The following is a 19,027-nucleotide window of genomic DNA, read 5'->3' on the forward strand; positions in this document are numbered from 1 at the left end:
AAGCCGGCAGAGCTCTAGCCACGCTTGATGGTGAAGAAGGACTTCAGCGATTTGCCGGAAGTACCCAGACCCAGAAGCACAGCGAGAATTATGAAGATGCCGACAAAGGCACCCTGCCAGTTGGAATCGATGCCTGCCATCAATAGGGCGTTGCGGATGACCTCGAGGAAGGCCGACCCGATGACCGCGCCGAAGGCTGTGCCGTAGCCCCCCATCAGGTTTGCGCCGCCGATAACTGTGCCGGCGATGACGCGCAATTCATACCCGGTGCCGACGGCGTTGATCGCCGAACCGCTATAGCCAAGCAGCAGCAGGGATGCGATCGAGGCGCAGAAGGACGAGAAAACATACGCCTGGAACTTGATCCGATCGACGGGCACGCCCGTCATGCGTGCCGCATTCTCGTTACCGCCGATCGCGAACAGATGGCGGGCCCACGCGGTGAAGATGAATACCCAGCCGAGGGCTAGCGCCATGATCACCATCACCCAGAAATGGGACGAGAACTGCGGTATCCAGTAAGGAGCCCATCCCTCCAGCGAGTGCACCGGCCACTTCGCTTGGCCGATCGCTTTCACGATCGGCGCGTCAGGTCCGAATTGGTAGAGCATCTGGTTGCCTGACAGCACCACGGCAAGGGAACGAGCGATCGACAACATGCCGAGTGTGACCACGAAGGACGGCATGCCGATATAGGCGACGAAAAAGCCGTTGAACGCGCCGCAGGCAACTCCAGCGAGAAGGCCGGAGGCGAACGCCACGTACCAAGGATAATGCCAGGTCAGTAGAAGACCGGCCACGATGGCCACGAGGCCCATGACTGACCCAACGGAAAGATCGATCCCGCCCGTAATCAACACCACGGTCATGCCCAGGCCCATGATGGCGATCAGCGCGAAATTCCGGGTGATGTTGGTTGCGTTTTCGGCTGTGCCGAAGCTCGGTTCCAACACTGCCATAAACGCGACAAGGACGAAGAGCGCGACCGAGACCCAGAAGGCCTGGCTACTTCTCAACTTCTGAAGCGCAGTTTGTTCCATGATGCCGACGACGTCGGCAATCGAGGCGTGGCTTTCCTGGATCGCTTCGGGTTGACTAGGCTGCACGGATCGCTCCCGTGATTAGTCCGGTGATTTCTTCCGGAGATGTCTGAAGGGTGGGTTTGTCGGCAACCTTCGTTCCGCGCCGTAGAACGACGATGCGATCGCACACGGCAAAAACGTCTGGCATGCGGTGGCTAATCAGGATCACCGCGACACCGCGCGCTTTCATGCGCCGGATCAATTCCAGGACCTCAGCAACTTGGCGCACGGAAATCGCAGCGGTCGGTTCGTCCATAATGACGAGTCTGGCGTTGGACAAACGGGTCCGTGAAATCGCAATTGCCTGGCGCTGACCGCCCGACATTTTTTTTACGAGATCGCGTGGCCGCGTTTCTGACTTCAGTTCGCTGAACAGCTCCGCGGAGCGATCGATCATCGCCTGCTTATCGAGTATTCGGAAAGGCCAGATGCCCTTTTTGAGTTCTCGGCCTAGAAACACGTTCTGCGCGGCGGTTAGATTGTCCGCCAGCGCGAGATCCTGATACACGACCTCGATCCCCTCGGCGCGAGCATCGAGCGGCTTATGGAAGTGGCAGGCCTTGCCGCCGACTCTGATCTGCCCTTCGGTCGGGGGAAAATTTCCCGAAATCAGTTTGACCATTGTCGACTTGCCGGCGCCGTTGTCCCCCATCAGGCCGGCCACTTCACCGGGTTCGATCGAAAAGCTGACGTCGGACAGCGCGCGGATTGCTCCGAAGCTTTTGCCGACGCCCTGCACTTCAAGCAAAGACACGTGGTTCATCCTCCCGTGGACCGGCGGCTCTTGGAGTCTCGCCTCGCCTCATTTTGCAACGGAAATTGCATATGAAGTTCTTGTGCAACAATGCTTATTGCAGAGTTTTATAATTTGCAACAACTATTTTGATGCCAATTAACTAACTGTTTTTAATATGATATGTTTTTGCGCGACTTCATGCGGAATCGCTTTCAAGCGATTGCCCAATTGCGGCATCTGCTTTGTTGCAACGGTTTCCTGTTGCACCGGACTGACAGACCTTGGGTAGCGGCTTCCGGTGGTTGCTTAGCGGCTGCGATGCTATCAATGGCCGTTCAGCTCTTTGCCGTTGACCACGAGCATCGGGTCGATCCTGCTCTCGAAGAAATCGAGCACATTGCGCACAGCTGACACGGCCATCCGTTCACCGCATTCGGCGGTGAGGCCGGCAATATGCGGCGACAGGATCACCTGATCGCAGGACAGAAGCGGATTGTCGGCGGCGGGGGGTTCCTCGTCGAACACGTCGAGGCCAGCGGCCGCCACCTTGCCAGACGCAAGGGCTGCAAGAAGTGCCTTTTCGTCGACGACGCCGCCGCGCGCGGTGTTCACGAGCCAGGCTCCCGGCTTCAGAAGGGCGAACTCGCGCTCGCCGATCACAGGAGCATCGCCCTTGGGAGCATGGACGGAAATCGCATCCGCCCATTGAAGGGCCGACGCCAGATCGGAGACGGCTTTAGCAGGGCCTTCCGGCCATCCGATTTTTTCGAGATACGGATCGTAGGCGGCGACTTCCATGGAAAAGGCAGCCGCCATCTTCGCGAGATGCCGGCCGATGCGGCCGTAGCCAAGAATCAGCAGGCGCTTGCCGGCCAGTTCCGAAGCTTCCAGCCGGTTGCGCCAATTCCACACACCCTCGCGAACTGACCGGTCGCCGCGCACAGCATGCTTGGCGCAGGCAAGGAGCATCATCATCGCGTGCTCGGCGACAGATATGGAATTGACGTCTCCGACGACGGCGAGCGTGATCCCACGCTTGTTGAGGGACGGCAAATCGACAGAGTCGTAGCCGACACCGTGGCGGGACACGATCCGGAGCCTGTGCCCCATCTCAACGGTCGCCGCCGAGAGAGGCTGTGTGCGGATCACCAGCCCGTCGGCCTTGTCGATCAGCGGGGCATAACTTGGCTCGGAGACTTCCTCCACGTAATCGTAGGTGATGCCGGCGGCCTGTTCGAGCAAGGAAATTCCAGCCGGATGGAGTTTCCCGGCAACTAGAACATGCGGCATCAGTACCCTCCCTTGGAACCGGCGCTGACGCTTGATCCGCCCGTGAGTTCCCTGAACTTTTTGACGTTCGCTTCCGCCGCACCGGCCAGCATGCGCACGTCGTTGGAGACGGTGGTCATGTTGTAGCCCCACCCGATCGCACGCGCCGCGTAAGCCGGAGTTCCACAGTGCAATCCCGCGGCTATGCCGGCTTTTTTGCAGGCCGCCACGATATGCTGGATGGCCTCGATCATCTCCGGTTCTTCGCGGTCGAAGGCAGGCGGCAAGCGGCCCTGGGTCATGCCGAGGGTCAGGTCGGCCGGACCAACGTAGATCCCGTCCAGTCCAGGGGTCGAAGCGATCGCGTCGAGATTGTCCATCGCCTCGGCCGTCTCAACCATGGCAAAGGCAAGTATCTCGCCATTGGATTCAGAAGCGTAATTGGCACCGGCCGCGAAATTCACACGTGTCGGACCAAAGCTTCGGCTGCCGAGTGGCGGATAGCGCACGTAGCTGACAAACTCGGCCGCCTGTTCGGCGGTATTCACCATCGGACAGATGACGCCGTAAGCACCTGCGTCGAGCACTTTCATGATGATGCCTGGCTCCAGCCAAGGCACCCTGACGAGCGGCACCGTAGCGGAGGCACGCATCGCCTGGAGCATTAGCAGCAGGCCGCTGTAATCGAGCGCTCCATGTTGGAGGTCGACGCCGATGCAGTCGTAACCTTGCGCCGCCATGATCTCGGCGGTGAAACTGTTGCCGATCGAAAGCCAGCCATTGATGGTGGGCTTCCCATCGGCCCAAAGCTGCTTGAGCCTGTTCTTGATCATGAAAAACGCTCCTTAGAATACGATATGAGCCAGCTTGGTATCGAGATAGTCCCGGATACCTTCCGCGCCGCCTTCCCGGCCCATGCCGGAATGGTTGGTCCCGCCGAACGGCGCCTCGGAAGCCGCTAGCGCAAAGCTGTTGATGCCGACCATTCCGGCCTTGAGCGTCGCGACAACTCTGCGGGCGCGCCCCGCATCCCGGGTGAAGGCATAGGCAGAAAGCCCCATCTTCGAGGCGTTTGCCCGACCCAGGACCTCCTCTTCGGACGAGAAACGGGTGATGGCCGCGATCGGACCAAAATTCTCCTCGGCAAACACGGTCATGTCGTCAGCAACATCGGTAAGGACCGTCGGCTCAAAGAAATGACCGGCGTTGAACGCCGGCGAGCGGCGGCCGCCTGCGGCAATCCTGGCACCGGCCTTTTCCGCGTCGGTAACGATTTGTTCGATTTCGTCGGTCCTCCTGGCATTGATCAAGGGGCCCATCTGCACCGTCGGATCGAGACCATCACCCAGCTTCAGGGCCTTCGCCCGCGTGACGAACCCGTCGACGAAAGCATCATGGACCTTTTCGTGGATGAAAAAGCGGTCTGGCGTGACGCAAACCTGCCCGGCATTGGCGAACTTCGTGGGCACGGACACGTTGAGCGCGCTTTCGATATCCGCGTCGTCGAAGACGATGAGAGGCGCGTTACCGCCAAGCTCCATCGACACCTTCTTCACCGTATCGGCTGCGTCGCGCAGCATTTGCTGCCCGACCCGTGTAGACCCGGTCAGCGAAACCTTGCGCACAAGCGCCGACGCCATCAGCGGCACGTAGGTTGTGGCCGTGGACCCGACGAGAAGACCGACCGTGCCTGGGGGGAGCCTGCCCGCACGCAGGCAGTCGATCATCACCATCGCGACCCCTGGCGTCTGGCTCGAAGGCCGAAGGATGGCCGAACAACCGGCGGCAAGCGCCGGGGCGACCTTGCGGGCGACGAGCGCGGCCGGAAAATTCCATGCCGTAAAGGCCGCCACGACGCCGATCGGCTCATGCAGCACTTCGAAGCGACCTCCGGGGACACGGCTCTCGATGATACGGCCATAAACACGCCGAGCCTCCTCGGCGTACCACCGGAACTGATCCGTCGCCAGAACCCACTCGCGTTCGGATTGGGCAATGGGCTTGCCCGTCTCCAGCGTAATCATGCGGGCGGCTTCGTCCTTGCGCCGGCCCATTTCGTCGGCGATAGCGTGAAGCGCGTCGGCGCGCTCGAACGCGCTCTTTGCTCGCCAGGCAGAAAGGCCACGTTCGGCGGCCGCCAAGGCAGATTGTGTATCGTCCAGCGTCGCGGTTGGAGTGTCGCCCAGTGAGCGTTCGGTGACGGGACTGGCTACGGTCGCCGTGCTTCGGTCGGAAGCGGCGCGCCATTCACCGTCGATGAAAAGTCCGTATTTGTCATACATTGCCGTCACCGATCTCGCTGGTGCTGACCACCCGACGCTCTGCGACAGATTTGATCGCTGCTTCGGCGAGGACCAGCGCAAGGCGTCCGTCCTCGAATACGACCGACGGCTGGCGTCCATTTTCGATGGCGTCGACGAAGTCGTCGATTTCAGCGTTGAACGCTTCCCTGTATCGCTCGATAAAGAAGTGAAGGTATGGCTGCGCCCGATCGCTCAGCCCATCGGCATAGATACGGGCCTCATGCGCGCGTCGGTTCTCGGAAATCGCCATGCCGGCCGATCCGAAAGCCTCGACGCGCTGATCGTATCCATAGACCGCGCGTCGTGAGTTGTTGATGATGCACTGCTTGCCGCTGGCGGTGCGCAAAACCACGGTCACCGTATCCCAGTCATTCGTCTCGGCCATCAGGTCCGGGTCGACCAGCCGGCTGCCGGTCGCAAAGACCTCAACGGGCTCTTCACCGAGCATGAAGCGAGCCATGTCAAAATCGTGGATTGTCATGTCGCGAAATATGCCGCCGGACACGCGTATGTAGGCAGCTGGCGCCATGCCAGGATCCCGCGACGTGATGATCACCTGGTGGAGCTCGCCGAGCTCGCCACTCTGGAGAGCCGCCCGCACCGCAGCATGCCCGGGATCGAAGCGGCGGACGAAGCCAATCATGATGGGCAGCTTGCTTCCACGGATGTTCGCGGCACAGCGATCGACACGCATCAGGTCAAGGTCGATGGGCTTCTCGCACAACACTGGCTTTCCGGCCGCCACTGCCCGCTCAATGTAGTCGACATGGGTATCGGTGGCCGTCGCGATCAACACGGCGTCCACATCGTCCGTGTCAAACATGGCGTCGGCCGAGTCCAACGCGGGAAGGCCGAGCATGGCTGACACTTCGTCGGCGGCGGCGCGATTGACGTCATACACCGCCGCCAGTTTCGTTCGTGGGTGTGCAGCGATATTGGCCGCATGCATGCGCCCGATGCGCCCGCAACCGAGCACGCCAATTCTCAGCATTGCATTCCTCCGCAACAATATTTTTGCAATGATCGTTGCGAAGAGGTTGATTTGTCAATGGCTATTTCGTAATAGTCTGCACAACGGAAATTCGCCAGGGAGGAAGCGATGACGAAGACCATTCGTCTGACCATGACGCAGGCGCTCGTGCGCTATTTAAGCAATCAATTCACCGTTATCGACGGCAGCAAGGCTCCGCTGTTTGCGGGCGTGTTCGCCATTTTCGGTCACGGCAATGTCACCTGCCTGTCCGAGGCCTTGGAGGCCGCGCAGGACGTCCTGCCAACATGGCGCGGCCAGAACGAGCAGTCGATGGCACTGGCTGCGATCGGGTTCGCGAAAGCGAAGCGCCGGCGCCAGATCATGATCGCCGCTACCTCTATCGGCCCGGGCGCTCTGAACATGGTGACCGCCGCAGGCGTCGCCCATTCAAATCGGCTTCCGGTACTGATGCTTGCCGGCGACACCTTTGTCAGCCGCCGGCCGGATCCGGTGATGCAGCAGGTCGAGCACTTCGGCGATCCTACAGTAAACGTCAACGACGCGTTCAAGGCGGTGACTCGCTACTGGGACCGTATTGTCCATCCCGAACAGATCATCTCCTCGCTGCCCCAGGCGGTCGCGGTTCTGCTTGATCCGGCCGACTGCGGGCCGGCTTTCATCGCCCTTCCCCAAGACGTGCAGGAGGTCGTCTGGGATTATCCCGAGTCCTTCTTCGAACCCACGGTCCATGCGATTCCGCGCCCCCGGCCGGATCGCGCGCGTCTCGAAGAGGCGGTGCGTCTTCTCAAGGCGGCAAAGCGTCCGCTGATCATTTCAGGCGGCGGCGTGCGTTACTCCGGTGCGGAGGCTGCTGTTGCGAAATTCGCCGAGGCGCGCGGTATTCCGCTTGCCGAAACCATCGCCGGTAAGGGCACGGTGACGCACGACCATCCTGCCCATGTCGGGCCCATTGGCATCGTCGGCTCGACATCGGCGAACGCGCTTGCGGGTGAGGCCGATGTGATCCTGGCCGTCGGCACGCGGCTCATGGACTTCACGACGGGATCGTGGAGTGCGTTCAGCCCCGACGCCAAATTCGTCTCGATCAACGCCGCGCGGTGGGATGCCACGAAGCACCGGGCTCTCGCCGTGGTCGGCGATGCGCTGGAAACCATCAACGAGGTCGAGGCCGCGCTCGGTGACTGGAAAGCCGAAAGCGGCTGGACCGAAAAAGGCAAGGTCGAGTTTGCCAAGTGGAACACCGCGCTCGACGGATTCCAAAAACCCACGAATGACCCGGTTCCGACTTACGCGCAGGTCGTCGGCGTGGTCAACGCGAAGGCCGGCGAGCGGGATCTGCTGATCACCGCGGCAGGCGGGCTTCCCGGGGAAGTCATGAAGAACTGGCGCGTGAAAGAGCCGAACACCTTCGACTGCGAGTTCGGATTTTCCTGCATGGGCTATGAGATCTCAGCCGGATGGGGTGCGGCGATGGCGGATCCGAGCCGCACGCCAATCGTGATGATCGGCGACGGCACCTACATGATGATGAATTCCGACGTCTACTCATCGGTCCTCGCCGGCCACAAGATGATCCTGATCGTCTGTGACAATGGCGGTTATGCGGTGATCAACCGGCTGCAGAATGCCAAGGGCGGCGCGTCGTTCAACAACTTGATCAAGGATTGCCGGGTCAAGGAGCCGTTTTCGGTCGACTTCGCCAAGCACGCCGAGGCCATGGGCGCCCTCACGCGGCGGGTAGAGAGCCTTGCCGATCTCGGCCAGGCTGTGGAGTGGGCCAAAGGGACGGATCGCACCACCGTGATCACCATCGTCTCCGATGGCTACACCTGGACACCCGGCGACGCCTGGTGGGATGTCGGCGTGCCGCAGGTCAGCGAGCGGGCCGAGGTGCGCGAGGCCCATTCGGTTCAAGCCGAAGGCCGCAAACGGCAGCGCATCGGAGTCTAGGTTTTTCGGACGCCCCCTGGGGCGTCCTCTGCCGGAACGATGCCACACTCCCTGAGCATTGTTCCGGCAGTTTTTTCGCGGCGCCAAAAGTGGGCGGCGGCAGCTGGAATGATGATGGAGATCAAGATGAGAGCCAAGCTCGGCATCGCGCCGATCGCCTGGTGGAACGATGACCTCGCCGAATTGAGCGACGACGTTTCGCTGGAGGAGTGTCTGCGGCAGGCCCGTGAGGCCGGCTTCACCGGCATGGAGACCGGCCGCCGCTTCCCGATGGACGCGGCGGTTCTCGAGCCCATTCTGAGGCAGCACGGCATGAGCGTCTGCGGCGGCTGGTTCTCCGGTCTGCTGCTTGACGGCGATATCGAAGCGGAGAAAGACCGCATCGCCCAGCAGATGCAGCTCTTCAAGGCCGTCGATGCCCCCTGCATCGTCTACGGCGAGACTGCAGGCACCATACAGGGTGATCGCTCCGCGCCGCTTTCCACCAAGCGGCGGCTCTCGGAAGACGAGATCAGAATCTATGGTCGCAAGATGACTGCCTTCGCCGAATGGTGTTCGGACGAGGGCATGCCGATTTCCTACCACCACCACATGGCCGCGCCGATCGAGACCGAGGAAGAGCTCGACTTCCTGATGAAACATTCCGGCGAGGGTCTGGCCCTGCTTTACGACGCCGGCCACATGGCCTTTGCCGGCGGCGACGTGCTGCGGGTGGTCGACAAGCACCACGCCCGCATTTCGCATGTACACACCAAGGATATCCGCCAGGCAGTCGTGGACGGGCTCGACCGCACCCGGGAAAGTTTTCTCGACGCGGTGGTCAAGGGAGCCTTCACCGTGCCCGGCGACGGCTCGCTCGACTTCGAGGCGATGATCAAGCGCTTGGCGAGCCACGGCTACGAAGGCTGGTTCGTCGTTGAAGCCGAGCAGGATCCCGTCAAAAGCCCGCCGCTCGAAATGGCGAAGATAGGTCACAAGGAATTGCTGCGCGTCATGGCCGCGGCTGGCTACACAGTGGAGGACAAGGCATGAACCGGATGGATGGTAAGATCTGCGTCGTCACCGGATCGACGCAAGGACTGGGCGCGGCTATCGCTCGCCAGCTCGCCCGAGCCGGAGCCGCTGGCCTCGTCACACTTGGTCGTAACGAAACCAAGGGCCGCGCGGTGGCCGCAGACATTTCGCACGCCACGGGCGTGCCCGTGCACTATGTCAACGCCGATCTTGGCAATGTCGAGGATTGCCGCCGCGTGATCGCGGAAGCGGAGCGCGTTTTCGGAAGAATCGACGTGCTGGTCAATGCAGGCGCGCGGACGGACCGAGGCACGATCCTCGACACATCGCCAGAATTGTTCGACGCCCTGTTCGCCGTGAATGTACGCGGACCTTATTTCCTCATGCAGGAAGCCATCCGGCACATGATCGGCCATGGCATCGAGGGTGCGATCTGCAACATCGGCTCGATTTCGCAGCAGGCCGGCCAGCCCTTCATCAACGTCTACTGCGCCACCAAGGCGGCACTGGCGACACTGACCCGCAACACGGCATTTTCCGTCATGAAGAACCGCATCCGCGTCAACCAGCTGGATATCGGCTGGATGGCGTCCGACCACGAGCGGGAATTGCAGGCGAGCGAGAAGGGCGATCCCGACTGGGAAGCGAAAGCCGTTGCACACCTGCCCTTCGGACGCCTGATCGACCCCCGCGAGGCGGCACGAGCGGTCAACTTTCTCGTTTCGGACGATGCGGGTCTCATGACGGGTGCGGTGGTGGATTACGACCAGACCGTGCTTGGCGCCGCACCCGGTCCCATGGCCGTGCCTGAGAAGGCGATGGCGCTCTGAAGCCATTGGAACCGTCGAAGCGGAGACGGAAAAGAAAGCAGCTGCCCTGTGAGGACCCACATCACTCTTCTGGGCGGCTCCGATAACGGATGAACCGGCGGCCCTGCCGCCAGAAGGAGAGCAAGATGCGGACCATTAAGGGGCCAGCTGTGTTTCTGGCTCAATTCGCGGGCGACGAAGCACCGTTCAACAGCATCGAGGGATTGGCCGGCTGGGCCTCGGCCAAGGGCTTCAAGGGCGTGCAGATACCGACCTGGGACAAGCGCGTCATCGATTTGAAGCAAGCGGCTGAAAGCCAGACCTATTGCGATGACTATGCCGGCAAGCTCGCCGAACACGGCCTGGTTGTCACCGAACTGGCGTCGCATCTGCAAGGTCAGCTTGTGGCCCTGCATCCCGCCTACGATCATCCGGCGGATTCCTTCGCCGCACCCGAGGTGCGGGGCAATCCGGCCGCACGGCAGGCGTGGGCAGTCGAGCAGCTTCATCTCGCCGCCAAGGCGTCGAGGCGTTTCGGCATAGACCGCCATGTCACCTTCTCAGGTTCGCTGCTGTGGCCGTTCCTCTATCCCTATCCGCAATGGACGGATGGGCTGATCGACGACGGTTTCGATGAGCAGGCTCGGCGCTGGCGGCCAATCCTTGATGCCTTCGACGAGAGTGGCGTGGACCTGTGCTACGAAATCCATCCTGCCGAAGACCTGCATGACGGGCTGACCTTCGAGATGTTCCTGGAGCGCGTCGGCAACCATCCGCGCTGCAACATCATGTACGACCCCAGCCATCTCGTGCTGCAGGCGATCGATTATCTCGCCTACATCGACCACTATCACGAGCGCATCAAAATGTTCCACGTCAAGGATGCCGAGTTCCGGCCGGACGGTAAGACCGGCGCCTATGGCGGCTTCCAGCCCTGGATCCGGCGCGCCGGCCGCTTCCGCTCCCCAGGCGACGGACAGATCGACTTCAAGGCGATTTTCTCGAAACTCTCCGGCTACGACTTCGACGGCTGGGCGGTGCTCGAGTGGGAATGCTGCCTCAAGAATTCAGAGGACGGCGCGGCTGAGGGAGCCCGCTTCATCGCCGATCACATCATCCGCGTTTCCGAACGCGCCTTCGACGACTTCGTCAAGGCCAGTGCGGACCGCACGATCAACGATGCCATTTTAGGTATCGACAGGGGGGCACGCTCGTGACTGCTGATTTTCAGCGACCGCTTCGGCTCGGCATGGTCGGCGGCGGCGAAGGCGCCTATATCGGCAACATCCATCGCATCTCCGCCCGGTTCGATGGCGCCTTCCAGCTTGTAGCCGGCGCGTTCGACGCGGATGCAGCGCGCGGCCACCGCTTCGCGGCAACGCAAGGTATCGATCCCGCCCGATCCTATGACGACTTCAAGGCCATGATCGCCGCGGAAAACGATCGCGAGGATCGCATCGACGTGGTGGCGATCTGCACGCCAAACCACACCCATTTTCCGATCGCCAAGGCTTTTCTCGAGGCCGGCTACGAGGTGATCTGCGAAAAGCCGCTGACTAACACACTCGAAGACGCGATCGCGCTCGAGCAGCTGGTGCGCGAGACCGGACGCTTCATGGGCGTGACCTATACCTATTCGGGGTATCCGATGGTGCATGAGGCGCGCGAGATCGTGGCAGCAGGCAAGCTTGGCGCGATCCGCATCGTGCAGGTGGAGTATCCCCTGGAATGGATGGCGACGGCCATCGAGACCGCCGGCAATGTCCAGGCCGCCTGGCGCACCGACCCGAAGCGATCGGGGCGTGGCGGCTCGATCGGCGACATCGGCACGCACGCCTATCATCTGGCTGGCTTCGTGACCGGGCTGAAGCTGGAGTCCCTGACAGCAGACCTCGCTTCCTTCGTCGAGGGACGCGTGCTTGACGACAACGCCCATGTGCTGCTGCGCTACGAAGGGGGCGCGCGAGGGCTGCTTTGGTCGTCACAGGTCGCACTCGGCTGCTCGAACGGGATCCGGCTGCGTGTCTTCGGCGAAAAGGGCGGGTTAACCTGGTTCCAGGAGCAACCGAACGAGCTGATTTTCTCACCGCTGTTCGGTCGCACCGAGACCATCAAGCGGGGTGCTGACGATCTGAGTGAGGCAGCGAAGGTGCGAACCCGCACACCGCCCGGCCATCCCGAGGGCTATCTGGAGGCCTTCGCCAATCTCTATCGCGGCTTTGCCGAAGCCATCCACGCCCGTCGCGAGGGGCGCAAGGCAGCGGCAATAGGGTTGAACGTGCCGACCGCTTATGACGGGCTGAAGGGTGTGGCATTCGTCGATGCAGTCGTCGATAGCGCCGAAGCCGAAGGGCAGCCATGGCTGAAACCTCACGCCGTCTGACAGGCCATCGGGGGTGCGCCGACGCAAGGTCGGCGGGCCCTCAATCCTTCCGGGGAGTCTGGGTCAAAACTCAAGTAGCTGGCTACCCAAGTGGTCAGGATGGAAGGGGAGTTCCCGCTGCCGGAACGAGAAGTTAGCGCCAATGGCGGCCGTTCGGAGGCATGTTCCGGAATGACTTCATGGGGGCTGGACGCGGAATGGCAGCTCTCGTGCTACTGACCTTAGAGAGCGGACCGTAGGTGGGGTGGACGTCGTCACCACCTGACCTTTTCTAGCATTGAGTTCCAGCCGGTCTGCGGCGTAAACGGAACGCGATCATGCCGGCGGCGCTACTCAATGCGATTTGATTAGTCGGCATAGCAATCTGACGACCAACGCTAGCTCTGCACGCGTGTCGAAGATTTTCAGGCTGGTCAACCACGTTCGTGGCTTGGCGGCAAAGGACGCCCGCCCCGAACGCGCATACTATCCTGAAAGAACTTCTTCATCTCGCGAAAAGCGGAGAATCCAAAACAGCGGGCAAGCCTTGTCGGCGCAGTAGTGCCCACGCCACAGCGGCGGGCAATCGCGGCCGCGCTTTCAAATGCAATGATCTCCGGCTTTTCAAGTGCTTGCCGAGCTACCTTCTCGAGAGCGGGGGTCAATCGAAGCTCGCGCTTCGCGATCGCAGTTTTGATCTCATCAAGACATTTGGGTCTGTGTGCAAGTACAGGCGATTTCATCCGAAACCCTCCAGACCTTCGAAGAATCGGTAGCCAGCTAGCCCTGAAATCCAGCCCATGACGGCAAGGCGTTCACGAGCCACGTCAGCCCAATCGCTCTGAAGCAAACGATCCAGGCGACGCGGGGAATACGACGGTCTTGTTCCCGTTGAGGAAAACCCGACGATGGATATGGGCGTGGATTGCCCGGGCGAGCACCTGTGCCTCGACGTCGCGGCCGAGGCTGACATAGTCCTCGCTGGACTGCGCATGCGTCACGCGGATCGTGTCCTGCTCGATGATGGGTCCTTCGTCCAGGTCAGCCGTCACGTAATGCGACGTAGCCCCGATCAGCTTCACACCTCGGTCGTGGGCCTGTTTGTACGGATTGGCGCCTTTGAACGAGGGCAGGAAGGAATGGTGGATGTTGATGATCCGGCCAGACATTTTCTGGCACATCTCGTCCGAGAGAACCTGCATGTACCGCGCCAGGACGACCAACTCGGCGCCCGCGTCCTCGACCACGCGCATCTGATGTGCCTCTGCCTCGGCCTTGTTCTCTTTCGTTACCTTGATGAGGTGAAACGGGATTTCGTGGTTCACGACGACCTTCTGGTAGTCCATGTGATTGGAGATCACTCCGACGATGTCAATCGGAAGCGCTCCGATACGCCAGCGATACAGAAGGTCGTTGAGGCAATGGCCAAACCGCGAGACCATTATGATGACCCTGCGCTTGACGCTCTCGTCGAAGAATTCCCACTCCATGCCGAACTGCGAGGCGATTGCTTTGAAGCCCGAACGGAGTTCTTCCAGCCCCCATCCGCCTTCGGAGCGGAAGCTCACCCGCATGAAGAAGTTGCCGGTGTCGGCGTCGTCGAACTGCGCGCTGTCAGTAATGTTGCAGGTTTGGTCGGCGAGGAACGTCGAGATCGCCGCGACAATCCCCCTGGTCGAGCGGCATTTGACGCGAAGTGCAAAGTTCAACATTGGCTCTCTTCCTGGGCGGACTTACGCCTGAAGGCTGCGGCGGAACGCCGTCAGCGTATTGGAAAGCAGGCAGGCGATCGTCATGGGGCCGACGCCGCCAGGGACCGGCGTTATGGCGCCGGCGTGGGCCGCCTCTGCGAATGCGACATCGCCCACGAGCTGCGGCTTACCGTCTCGCGTCACGCGGTTGATGCCGACATCGATCACGACCGCACCTGGCTTGATCCAATCGCCTCGGATCATCTCTGCCCTTCCCACTGCTGCCACCAGGATGTCGGCTGACCGGCGCCAGATCGCGGGTATGCGAGTGCGCGATGGTGACGGTGCAGTTTTCGGACAGCAGCAACTGGGCCATCGGCTTGCCGACGATGTTGCTGCGGCCGATGATGATGGCATGCAGTCCGGACAGGTCGCCGAGCCTTTCCTTCAGGAGCATCAGGCAACCAAGTGGTGTGCACGGCACCAGCGCCTCCTGGCCGGTCGCCAAGCTGCCGGCATTTTGGATATGAAATCCATCAACGTCCTTGCTCGGCACAATGGCATTGAGCACGGCGCTTGCATCGATCTGCGGCGGCAACGGGAGTTGCACGAGGATGCCGTGCACTGCGGGATCGCCGTTCAGCTTCTCAATCAACCCGAGGAGGTCATCTTCGGTGGTCCGCACGGGCAGCCGGTGCTCGAAGGAAGCCATCCCCGCGGCAATAGTCTGGCGATGCTTTGAGGAGACATAGACGGCGCTGGCCGGATCGTCACCCACCAGTACGGCCGCCAGACCAGGCACCAGGCCGGTCTTCGCTCTGAGTGTCGCAACATCAGCGGTGACCTTGCCCGCCAGAACGGCCGCAGCGGCCTTCCCGTCGATGATCATTTCAGGACGTGGACTTTCCATGGCAAATCCTGTTTTCCAAAACGCTAGATACTGCCTGCACCGGTTCCGAATGACGAAGCCGGAGGGCCCATGCTTTCTGATCCGGCAAGAGTCCCGACGTTTGGTGATCCGCCGGCTCAGCCCAGAACGCTCGCTAGACTGACGGGGGCACCGGTCTTCGCCGACACCGTTGCTGCCTCTGCCATCGCCAGCGCGGCAATGCCGTCGTCTAGGGTGACGGGAACCGCCTTGCCACCATTGACTGCCTCGACAAAACCGGCCCATTCGGCGGCATAGGCCGGCATGTAGCGCTCCGGGAAGAAGTAGGTCGGCTTGGCCCCCGTCACGCCAGAGGTGGTGGACTTCACCACCGTGTTTTCCAGCATGTTCTGCGCCTGCAGTAGCCCTTCGGACCCCAGAAGTTCCACGCGCTGATCATAGCCGTAGACAGCGCGGCGGGAGTTTTGATGACCGCGATCCGGCCGTCCGCGTAGGTCAACGTGACGACAGCCGAGTCGACGTCTCCGGCTGCCCCGATCTCCGGATCGACGATAGAGGATGCCACCGACGTGACCGCTACGGGAGCAGTTCCCATGATGAAATTCGCCATGTCGAAATCGTGGATCATCATGTCCCGGAACAGGCCACCAGATACCTTGATGTGGGCAACCGGAGGCGGCGCCGGGTCGAAGGACGTAATCGACAGGAGTTCGGACTTGCCGATCTCACCTCTGTCAGCGGCCGCCTTCAGAGATGCAAAGTTCGGATCGAAGCGGCGGTTGAATCCTATCATCACCGGGCGGCCAGTTCCGGCGGCAACTTTCTGGCAAGCGTGTGCGCGGGCAAGGCTCAGATCCACAGGCTTCTCGCAAAGCACGGCCTTGCCGGCGACAGTCGCCCGCTCGATCAGGTCGGAGTGAGTATCGGTCGAAGTTGCGATTAGCACCGCGTCGATCGAGACATCGTTGAGTATGGCGTCAGTGGTCCGAGCCTCGGCATCATACTGGGAAGCGAGCTTTTCCGCGGCTGCGGCATTGATGTCCGACACCGCGACGAGCGTGCTGTCGGGATGCGACGAGATAGCCGTCGCGTGAACGCCGGCGATACGTCCGGCACCGAGAAGGCCGACTTTGAGCATAGTTGTCCTCTAGCTTTGCTGTGTGTCTGGTTGATCTTTAGATCAGCGAGAAAGTTTTGAACGCGCTTGCCCGCTGATGGGGGACGAGCCCGTCCCTCCCCATTTGAAGGATGTCTCTGGATCTGGTTTAGGCTTTCGCCTGCTCCAGGAATTGGCGGTATTCCGCCTCCGCGATCGCAACATTGTGCTGCGGCTGCGGGTAGGCTCCCGAACCGACGTCGGCGACGAATTCCTTGAACGCCGCAATCCGCTCCTGTTGGAGCCGCGCATACTCGGCCGCGAAATTGCGATAGGTCTTGGCATGGCGCGGCTTATGGCCATCGGTATGGCCAAGCACGTCCTCGGCGAACAGATATTGCGCATCGGCTCCCGGCCCGGCCCCCATGCCGAGCATGATCATCGAAGTGTTCTTCGAGATGAATGCACCGACTTTGTCAGGGACAACTTCAAGCTCGGCGCCGAAGCAGCCGATGGCCTCAAGCTGCTTCACCTGCTGCCAGACTTTCAGGGCTTCCTGCCCGGTCTTGCCCACCGCCCGAAAGCCTGTCCAGGTGATGTAGGAAGGAATGAGGCCGACATGTGCGACGATTGGCACGTGATTATCGCATAATGTCTTCTGGATGTCATAGGAGGCAGCGCAATAGAAGCAGTCACCTCCCATCGCTGCGAAGTGGAAAGCTGCTCGCAGATAGTCCTCGGCAGTTGCGAGAGGTCGGCCCTCAAAGGTTCCCCAGCCACCATACGGCAGACCGACCTGGACGAAGCAGCGCCCAGCCGCCTCACGCATTTGAGGACTGAAAAAGCGCCCCTCGATCGACAGCATCTGGATCCCCGCCGCGTTCGCGGCCGCGGCCTCTTCTTCCGTGGTGACATAAAGCATCGAGATCTTCTCGCCGCGCGCCTTCATGGCGCGAATGTCTGCGACGGTGGGCCGGGTGTTCTTGGTGACCATTCTTGTTCCTCAGACGGTGAAAGCTTCGCGGAAGGCTAGTAGCGCCGCCTCGGGATCACCGGAGGCAAACGCCTCCATCCCAACCGGCCCGCGGTAGCCCATGTCTTTAAGCGCGCGGGCGATGCCCCGGTAATTGATCTCGCCGGTGCCGGGCTCCATGCGTCCGGGAACGTCGGCCACCTGGACCTCGCCGATCCAAGGCAGACAGGCGCGACAGAGCGCGATCAGATTCCCTTCGCCGATCTGCGCATGGTAGAGATCGAGATTGAGGCGCAGGCCCGGTCGGTTGACGCTCGACACCAGCGCAAGTGTGTCTTCGGCGCGCCCAAACGGCACGCCGGGATGGTCGACCGGAAGGTTCAGATTCTCCAGCGTGAAGGTCACTCCCTCGGCCTCGGCTAGATCCGCGATACGGTTCAGCGTCTCGCGCGCCTTCAGCCACATCGCGCCGGTTATCGTTTCGCAAGGCGTGACCGGCATGCCGCCATCGCCGAGCCCGGTGCCGTGCAAATTGAGCCGCGCGACGCCGAGGCGCTTGCCAACCGCCGCCGTCTCCTTTGCTGTCTTCAACAGTTCGGCGGCACCCTCGTCGTCGGCAAGCCTGCCGCGCAGATAGCCGTTCATGATCGAGAAGATCGCGCCGGATTTCTCCAGCATTGCGAGGTCGTGATCGGGCCAGTTCCAGAGGCCGACCTGGAAGCCTATTTCGGTGAGGCGCTTGACGCGCCATTCCATCGGCCGGTCGCGCCAGAGCATCTCGGCGCATGCCGCAAGCGTAAAGGTATCGGACATGTCAGACCTCGATATACACGCGGCCGTCCTCGACCTTTGTCTTGTAAGTCTTGAGGTTCTCGCACGCCGGTGGCGTCTCTACTTCGCCGGTCGTGAAGTCGAAAACGGAAGCATGCTTGGGGCACTCCACCGTATTCCCCATGACAAGACCGTCGGCAAGGTGGATCTTCTCATGCGTGCAAAGCCCGTCTGTACAATAGAATTCGTCCGCGTCGTTGCGGAAGATTGCGAAGGTACGGTCGCCATTCTCGAAGCGTTTAGCTTCCTCGGCTTCGATTTCATCAGCGGCACAAGCGTCAACCCAGGGCATTGATTCTCTCCTCAGATATCTTGCGGTTTGAAGTCTGCGGGAGCGGACGGCATCACGCCCTGGAGCAGCGCGACGGACTTCTCGAGTCCCTCCAGCGAATTCAGAAGGACGTCTTCGTGCTCGATGGAAAGCCAGCCGTCATAGCCAGCCATCTTGAGTCGGTAGCAGAACTGCCGCCACCACTCCTCGCCGTGCCCGAACCCAAGTGTAATGTAGCTCCAGGACCGTGCCGGAATGTTCATCAGGCTCCCATTCTCAAGCAGCGAGGTCGTTGCCTGAACCGGCCGGTTGAGCATCGTATCCTTGGCGTGAACGTGATAGACGGCCTCGCCTAGCGCGTCGGCGGCAGCGAGAGGATCAGCGCCCATCCAGAACAGGTGCGAGGGGTCGAGATTGGCGCCTAGGACAGGTCCGACCGCTTCCCGCAGTTTCAGGAGCGAGGGCACGTTGTATACGCACTGATTGCCGTGGAGTTCGAGCGCGATGCGATCGACACCGTTTTCCTTCGCCAGCGCCGCGATCTCGGTCCAGAAGGGTATCAGCTTATCTTCCCATTGATATCTAAGGATGGTCTGCGTTTCCGGCGGCCAAGACGAGACGACCCAGTTCGGCATGCTGTCGCCAGCGCTGCCAGCCGGCAGACCGCTCATGGTGCAGACGGTGCGAATGCCCATCTCTCCGGCGACGCGGATCGTGTCTTTCAATCCTTGGCCTTGGGCCGGATCGGTCGGGTGCA

General features: G+C 61.3%; 17 protein-coding genes and 2 pseudogenes. 5 read left to right on the forward strand and 14 right to left on the reverse strand.

The genetic code is table 11. The features are described 5' to 3' along the window. Nucleotides 1-14: 14 nt before the first annotated feature. The 6 genes from NKH89_RS31810 to iolG (NKH89_RS31835) all read right to left on the reverse strand — a co-directional run bounded on the left by NKH89_RS31810 (nt 15) and on the right by iolG (NKH89_RS31835) (nt 6,381). Nucleotides 15-1,040, reverse strand: coding sequence for an ABC transporter permease (locus NKH89_RS31810; RefSeq protein ID WP_502895039.1), 1,026 nt, complete (start codon nt 1,038-1,040; stop codon nt 15-17). A gap of 55 nt (nt 1,041-1,095) precedes the next feature. Next, nucleotides 1,096-1,845, reverse strand: coding sequence for an ATP-binding cassette domain-containing protein (locus NKH89_RS31815; protein WP_023718614.1), 750 nt, complete (start codon nt 1,843-1,845; stop codon nt 1,096-1,098). Nucleotides 1,846-2,142: 297 nt separating this feature from the next. Then, nucleotides 2,143-3,108: a hydroxyacid dehydrogenase gene (locus NKH89_RS31820; RefSeq protein ID WP_031193884.1), complete on the reverse strand. Its 966-nt coding sequence runs from the start codon at nt 3,106-3,108 to the stop codon at nt 2,143-2,145. Then, on the reverse strand, nt 3,108-3,920 hold the full coding sequence (locus NKH89_RS31825; protein WP_023718616.1) for an HpcH/HpaI aldolase family protein: 813 nt from the start codon (nt 3,918-3,920) through the stop codon (nt 3,108-3,110). Before NKH89_RS31825 ends, NKH89_RS31820 begins: the two co-directional genes overlap by 1 nt. Before the next feature lie 12 nt (nt 3,921-3,932). Then, nucleotides 3,933-5,369: an NAD-dependent succinate-semialdehyde dehydrogenase gene (locus NKH89_RS31830; protein ID WP_023718617.1), complete on the reverse strand. Its 1,437-nt coding sequence runs from the start codon at nt 5,367-5,369 to the stop codon at nt 3,933-3,935. Further along, on the reverse strand, nt 5,362-6,381 hold the full coding sequence (gene iolG, locus NKH89_RS31835; RefSeq protein ID WP_352494517.1) for an inositol 2-dehydrogenase: 1,020 nt from the start codon (nt 6,379-6,381) through the stop codon (nt 5,362-5,364). Before iolG (NKH89_RS31835) ends, NKH89_RS31830 begins: the two co-directional genes overlap by 8 nt. A 108-nt stretch (nt 6,382-6,489) precedes the next feature. Between iolG (NKH89_RS31835) and iolD the strand changes: the two genes are divergently transcribed. From iolD to NKH89_RS31860, 5 genes are all read left to right on the forward strand, one after another. Continuing rightward, complete coding sequence (gene iolD / locus NKH89_RS31840) at nt 6,490-8,334, forward strand: 3D-(3,5/4)-trihydroxycyclohexane-1,2-dione acylhydrolase (decyclizing) (protein ID WP_352494518.1); 1,845 nt, start codon at nt 6,490-6,492, stop codon at nt 8,332-8,334. 126 nt (nt 8,335-8,460) lie between these two features. Next, nucleotides 8,461-9,366 carry a myo-inosose-2 dehydratase gene (gene iolE, locus NKH89_RS31845; RefSeq protein WP_031193886.1) on the forward strand — a complete coding sequence of 302 codons (906 nt, stop codon included), beginning with the start codon at nt 8,461-8,463 and terminating at the stop codon, nt 9,364-9,366. Next, on the forward strand, nt 9,363-10,178 hold the full coding sequence (locus NKH89_RS31850; RefSeq protein WP_352494519.1) for an SDR family oxidoreductase: 816 nt from the start codon (nt 9,363-9,365) through the stop codon (nt 10,176-10,178). Before iolE ends, NKH89_RS31850 begins: the two co-directional genes overlap by 4 nt. 125 nt (nt 10,179-10,303) lie before the next feature. Further along, nucleotides 10,304-11,374, forward strand: a complete 1,071-nt coding sequence (locus tag NKH89_RS31855) for a sugar phosphate isomerase/epimerase family protein (RefSeq protein WP_031193888.1) — start codon at nt 10,304-10,306, stop codon at nt 11,372-11,374. A 32-nt stretch (nt 11,375-11,406) separates the two neighbouring features. Further along, on the forward strand, nt 11,407-12,540 hold the full coding sequence (locus tag NKH89_RS31860) for a Gfo/Idh/MocA family protein (protein ID WP_023718623.1): 1,134 nt from the start codon (nt 11,407-11,409) through the stop codon (nt 12,538-12,540). A gap of 413 nt (nt 12,541-12,953) precedes the next feature. Here NKH89_RS31860 and NKH89_RS31865 read toward each other — a convergent pair whose 3' ends face one another. From NKH89_RS31865 to NKH89_RS31900, 8 genes and pseudogenes are all read right to left on the reverse strand, one after another. Then, nucleotides 12,954-13,262 carry a MurR/RpiR family transcriptional regulator gene (locus NKH89_RS31865; RefSeq protein ID WP_084642600.1) on the reverse strand — a complete coding sequence of 103 codons (309 nt, stop codon included), beginning with the start codon at nt 13,260-13,262 and terminating at the stop codon, nt 12,954-12,956. An 84-nt stretch (nt 13,263-13,346) separates the two neighbouring features. Next, on the reverse strand, nt 13,347-14,231 hold the full coding sequence (purU, locus tag NKH89_RS31870) for a formyltetrahydrofolate deformylase (protein WP_352911246.1): 885 nt from the start codon (nt 14,229-14,231) through the stop codon (nt 13,347-13,349). A 21-nt stretch (nt 14,232-14,252) separates the two neighbouring features. Next, nucleotides 14,253-15,120, reverse strand: a pseudogene (folD, locus tag NKH89_RS31875) (bifunctional methylenetetrahydrofolate dehydrogenase/methenyltetrahydrofolate cyclohydrolase FolD). A 116-nt stretch (nt 15,121-15,236) separates the two neighbouring features. After that, nucleotides 15,237-16,237, reverse strand: a pseudogene (gene iolG, locus NKH89_RS31880) (inositol 2-dehydrogenase). Nucleotides 16,238-16,364: 127 nt separating this feature from the next. Continuing rightward, nucleotides 16,365-17,189 (reverse strand): 3-methyl-2-oxobutanoate hydroxymethyltransferase, encoded by an 825-nt coding sequence (locus NKH89_RS31885; protein WP_023718628.1) that lies wholly within the window; start codon nt 17,187-17,189, stop codon nt 16,365-16,367. Nucleotides 17,190-17,198: 9 nt separating this feature from the next. Then, on the reverse strand, nt 17,199-17,981 hold the full coding sequence (locus NKH89_RS31890; RefSeq protein WP_352494522.1) for a TIM barrel protein: 783 nt from the start codon (nt 17,979-17,981) through the stop codon (nt 17,199-17,201). A gap of 1 nt (nt 17,982) precedes the next feature. Further along, a complete protein-coding gene (locus NKH89_RS31895; RefSeq protein ID WP_023718630.1) occupies nt 17,983-18,291 on the reverse strand; it encodes a MocE family 2Fe-2S type ferredoxin in 309 nt (102 codons plus the stop codon). 11 nt (nt 18,292-18,302) lie between these two features. After that, nucleotides 18,303-19,027: sugar phosphate isomerase/epimerase family protein (locus NKH89_RS31900; protein ID WP_352911249.1), on the reverse strand; the 725-nt coding region annotated here is incomplete at its 5' end.

It is taken from the genome of Mesorhizobium sp. M0923, assembly GCF_040319365.1.
GTDB lineage: Bacteria > Pseudomonadota > Alphaproteobacteria > Rhizobiales > Rhizobiaceae > Mesorhizobium.

What these genes read in the sequence shown, in the direction of transcription:
- iolE (WP_031193886.1), top strand. Translation starts at nt 8,461, where the DNA reads ATGAGAGCCAAGCTCGGCATCGCGCCGATCGCCTGGTGGAACGATGAC.
- NKH89_RS31820 (WP_031193884.1), bottom strand. Translation starts at nt 3,108, where the DNA reads ATGCCGCATGTTCTAGTTGCCGGGAAACTCCATCCGGCTGGAATTTCC.
- NKH89_RS31850 (WP_352494519.1), top strand. Translation starts at nt 9,363, where the DNA reads ATGAACCGGATGGATGGTAAGATCTGCGTCGTCACCGGATCGACGCAA.
- NKH89_RS31860 (WP_023718623.1), top strand. Translation starts at nt 11,407, where the DNA reads ATGGTCGGCGGCGGCGAAGGCGCCTATATCGGCAACATCCATCGCATC.
- purU (WP_352911246.1), bottom strand. Translation starts at nt 14,231, where the DNA reads ATGTTGAACTTTGCACTTCGCGTCAAATGCCGCTCGACCAGGGGGATT.
- NKH89_RS31815 (WP_023718614.1), bottom strand. Translation starts at nt 1,845, where the DNA reads ATGAACCACGTGTCTTTGCTTGAAGTGCAGGGCGTCGGCAAAAGCTTC.
- NKH89_RS31865 (WP_084642600.1), bottom strand. Translation starts at nt 13,262, where the DNA reads ATGAAATCGCCTGTACTTGCACACAGACCCAAATGTCTTGATGAGATC.
- NKH89_RS31885 (WP_023718628.1), bottom strand. Translation starts at nt 17,189, where the DNA reads ATGGTCACCAAGAACACCCGGCCCACCGTCGCAGACATTCGCGCCATG.
- NKH89_RS31855 (WP_031193888.1), top strand. Translation starts at nt 10,304, where the DNA reads ATGCGGACCATTAAGGGGCCAGCTGTGTTTCTGGCTCAATTCGCGGGC.
- NKH89_RS31810 (WP_502895039.1), bottom strand. Translation starts at nt 1,040, where the DNA reads ATGGAACAAACTGCGCTTCAGAAGTTGAGAAGTAGCCAGGCCTTCTGG.
- iolD (WP_352494518.1), top strand. Translation starts at nt 6,490, where the DNA reads ATGACGAAGACCATTCGTCTGACCATGACGCAGGCGCTCGTGCGCTAT.
- NKH89_RS31895 (WP_023718630.1), bottom strand. Translation starts at nt 18,291, where the DNA reads ATGCCCTGGGTTGACGCTTGTGCCGCTGATGAAATCGAAGCCGAGGAA.
- NKH89_RS31825 (WP_023718616.1), bottom strand. Translation starts at nt 3,920, where the DNA reads ATGATCAAGAACAGGCTCAAGCAGCTTTGGGCCGATGGGAAGCCCACC.
- NKH89_RS31830 (WP_023718617.1), bottom strand. Translation starts at nt 5,369, where the DNA reads ATGTATGACAAATACGGACTTTTCATCGACGGTGAATGGCGCGCCGCT.
- iolG (WP_352494517.1), bottom strand. Translation starts at nt 6,381, where the DNA reads ATGCTGAGAATTGGCGTGCTCGGTTGCGGGCGCATCGGGCGCATGCAT.
- NKH89_RS31890 (WP_352494522.1), bottom strand. Translation starts at nt 17,981, where the DNA reads ATGTCCGATACCTTTACGCTTGCGGCATGCGCCGAGATGCTCTGGCGC.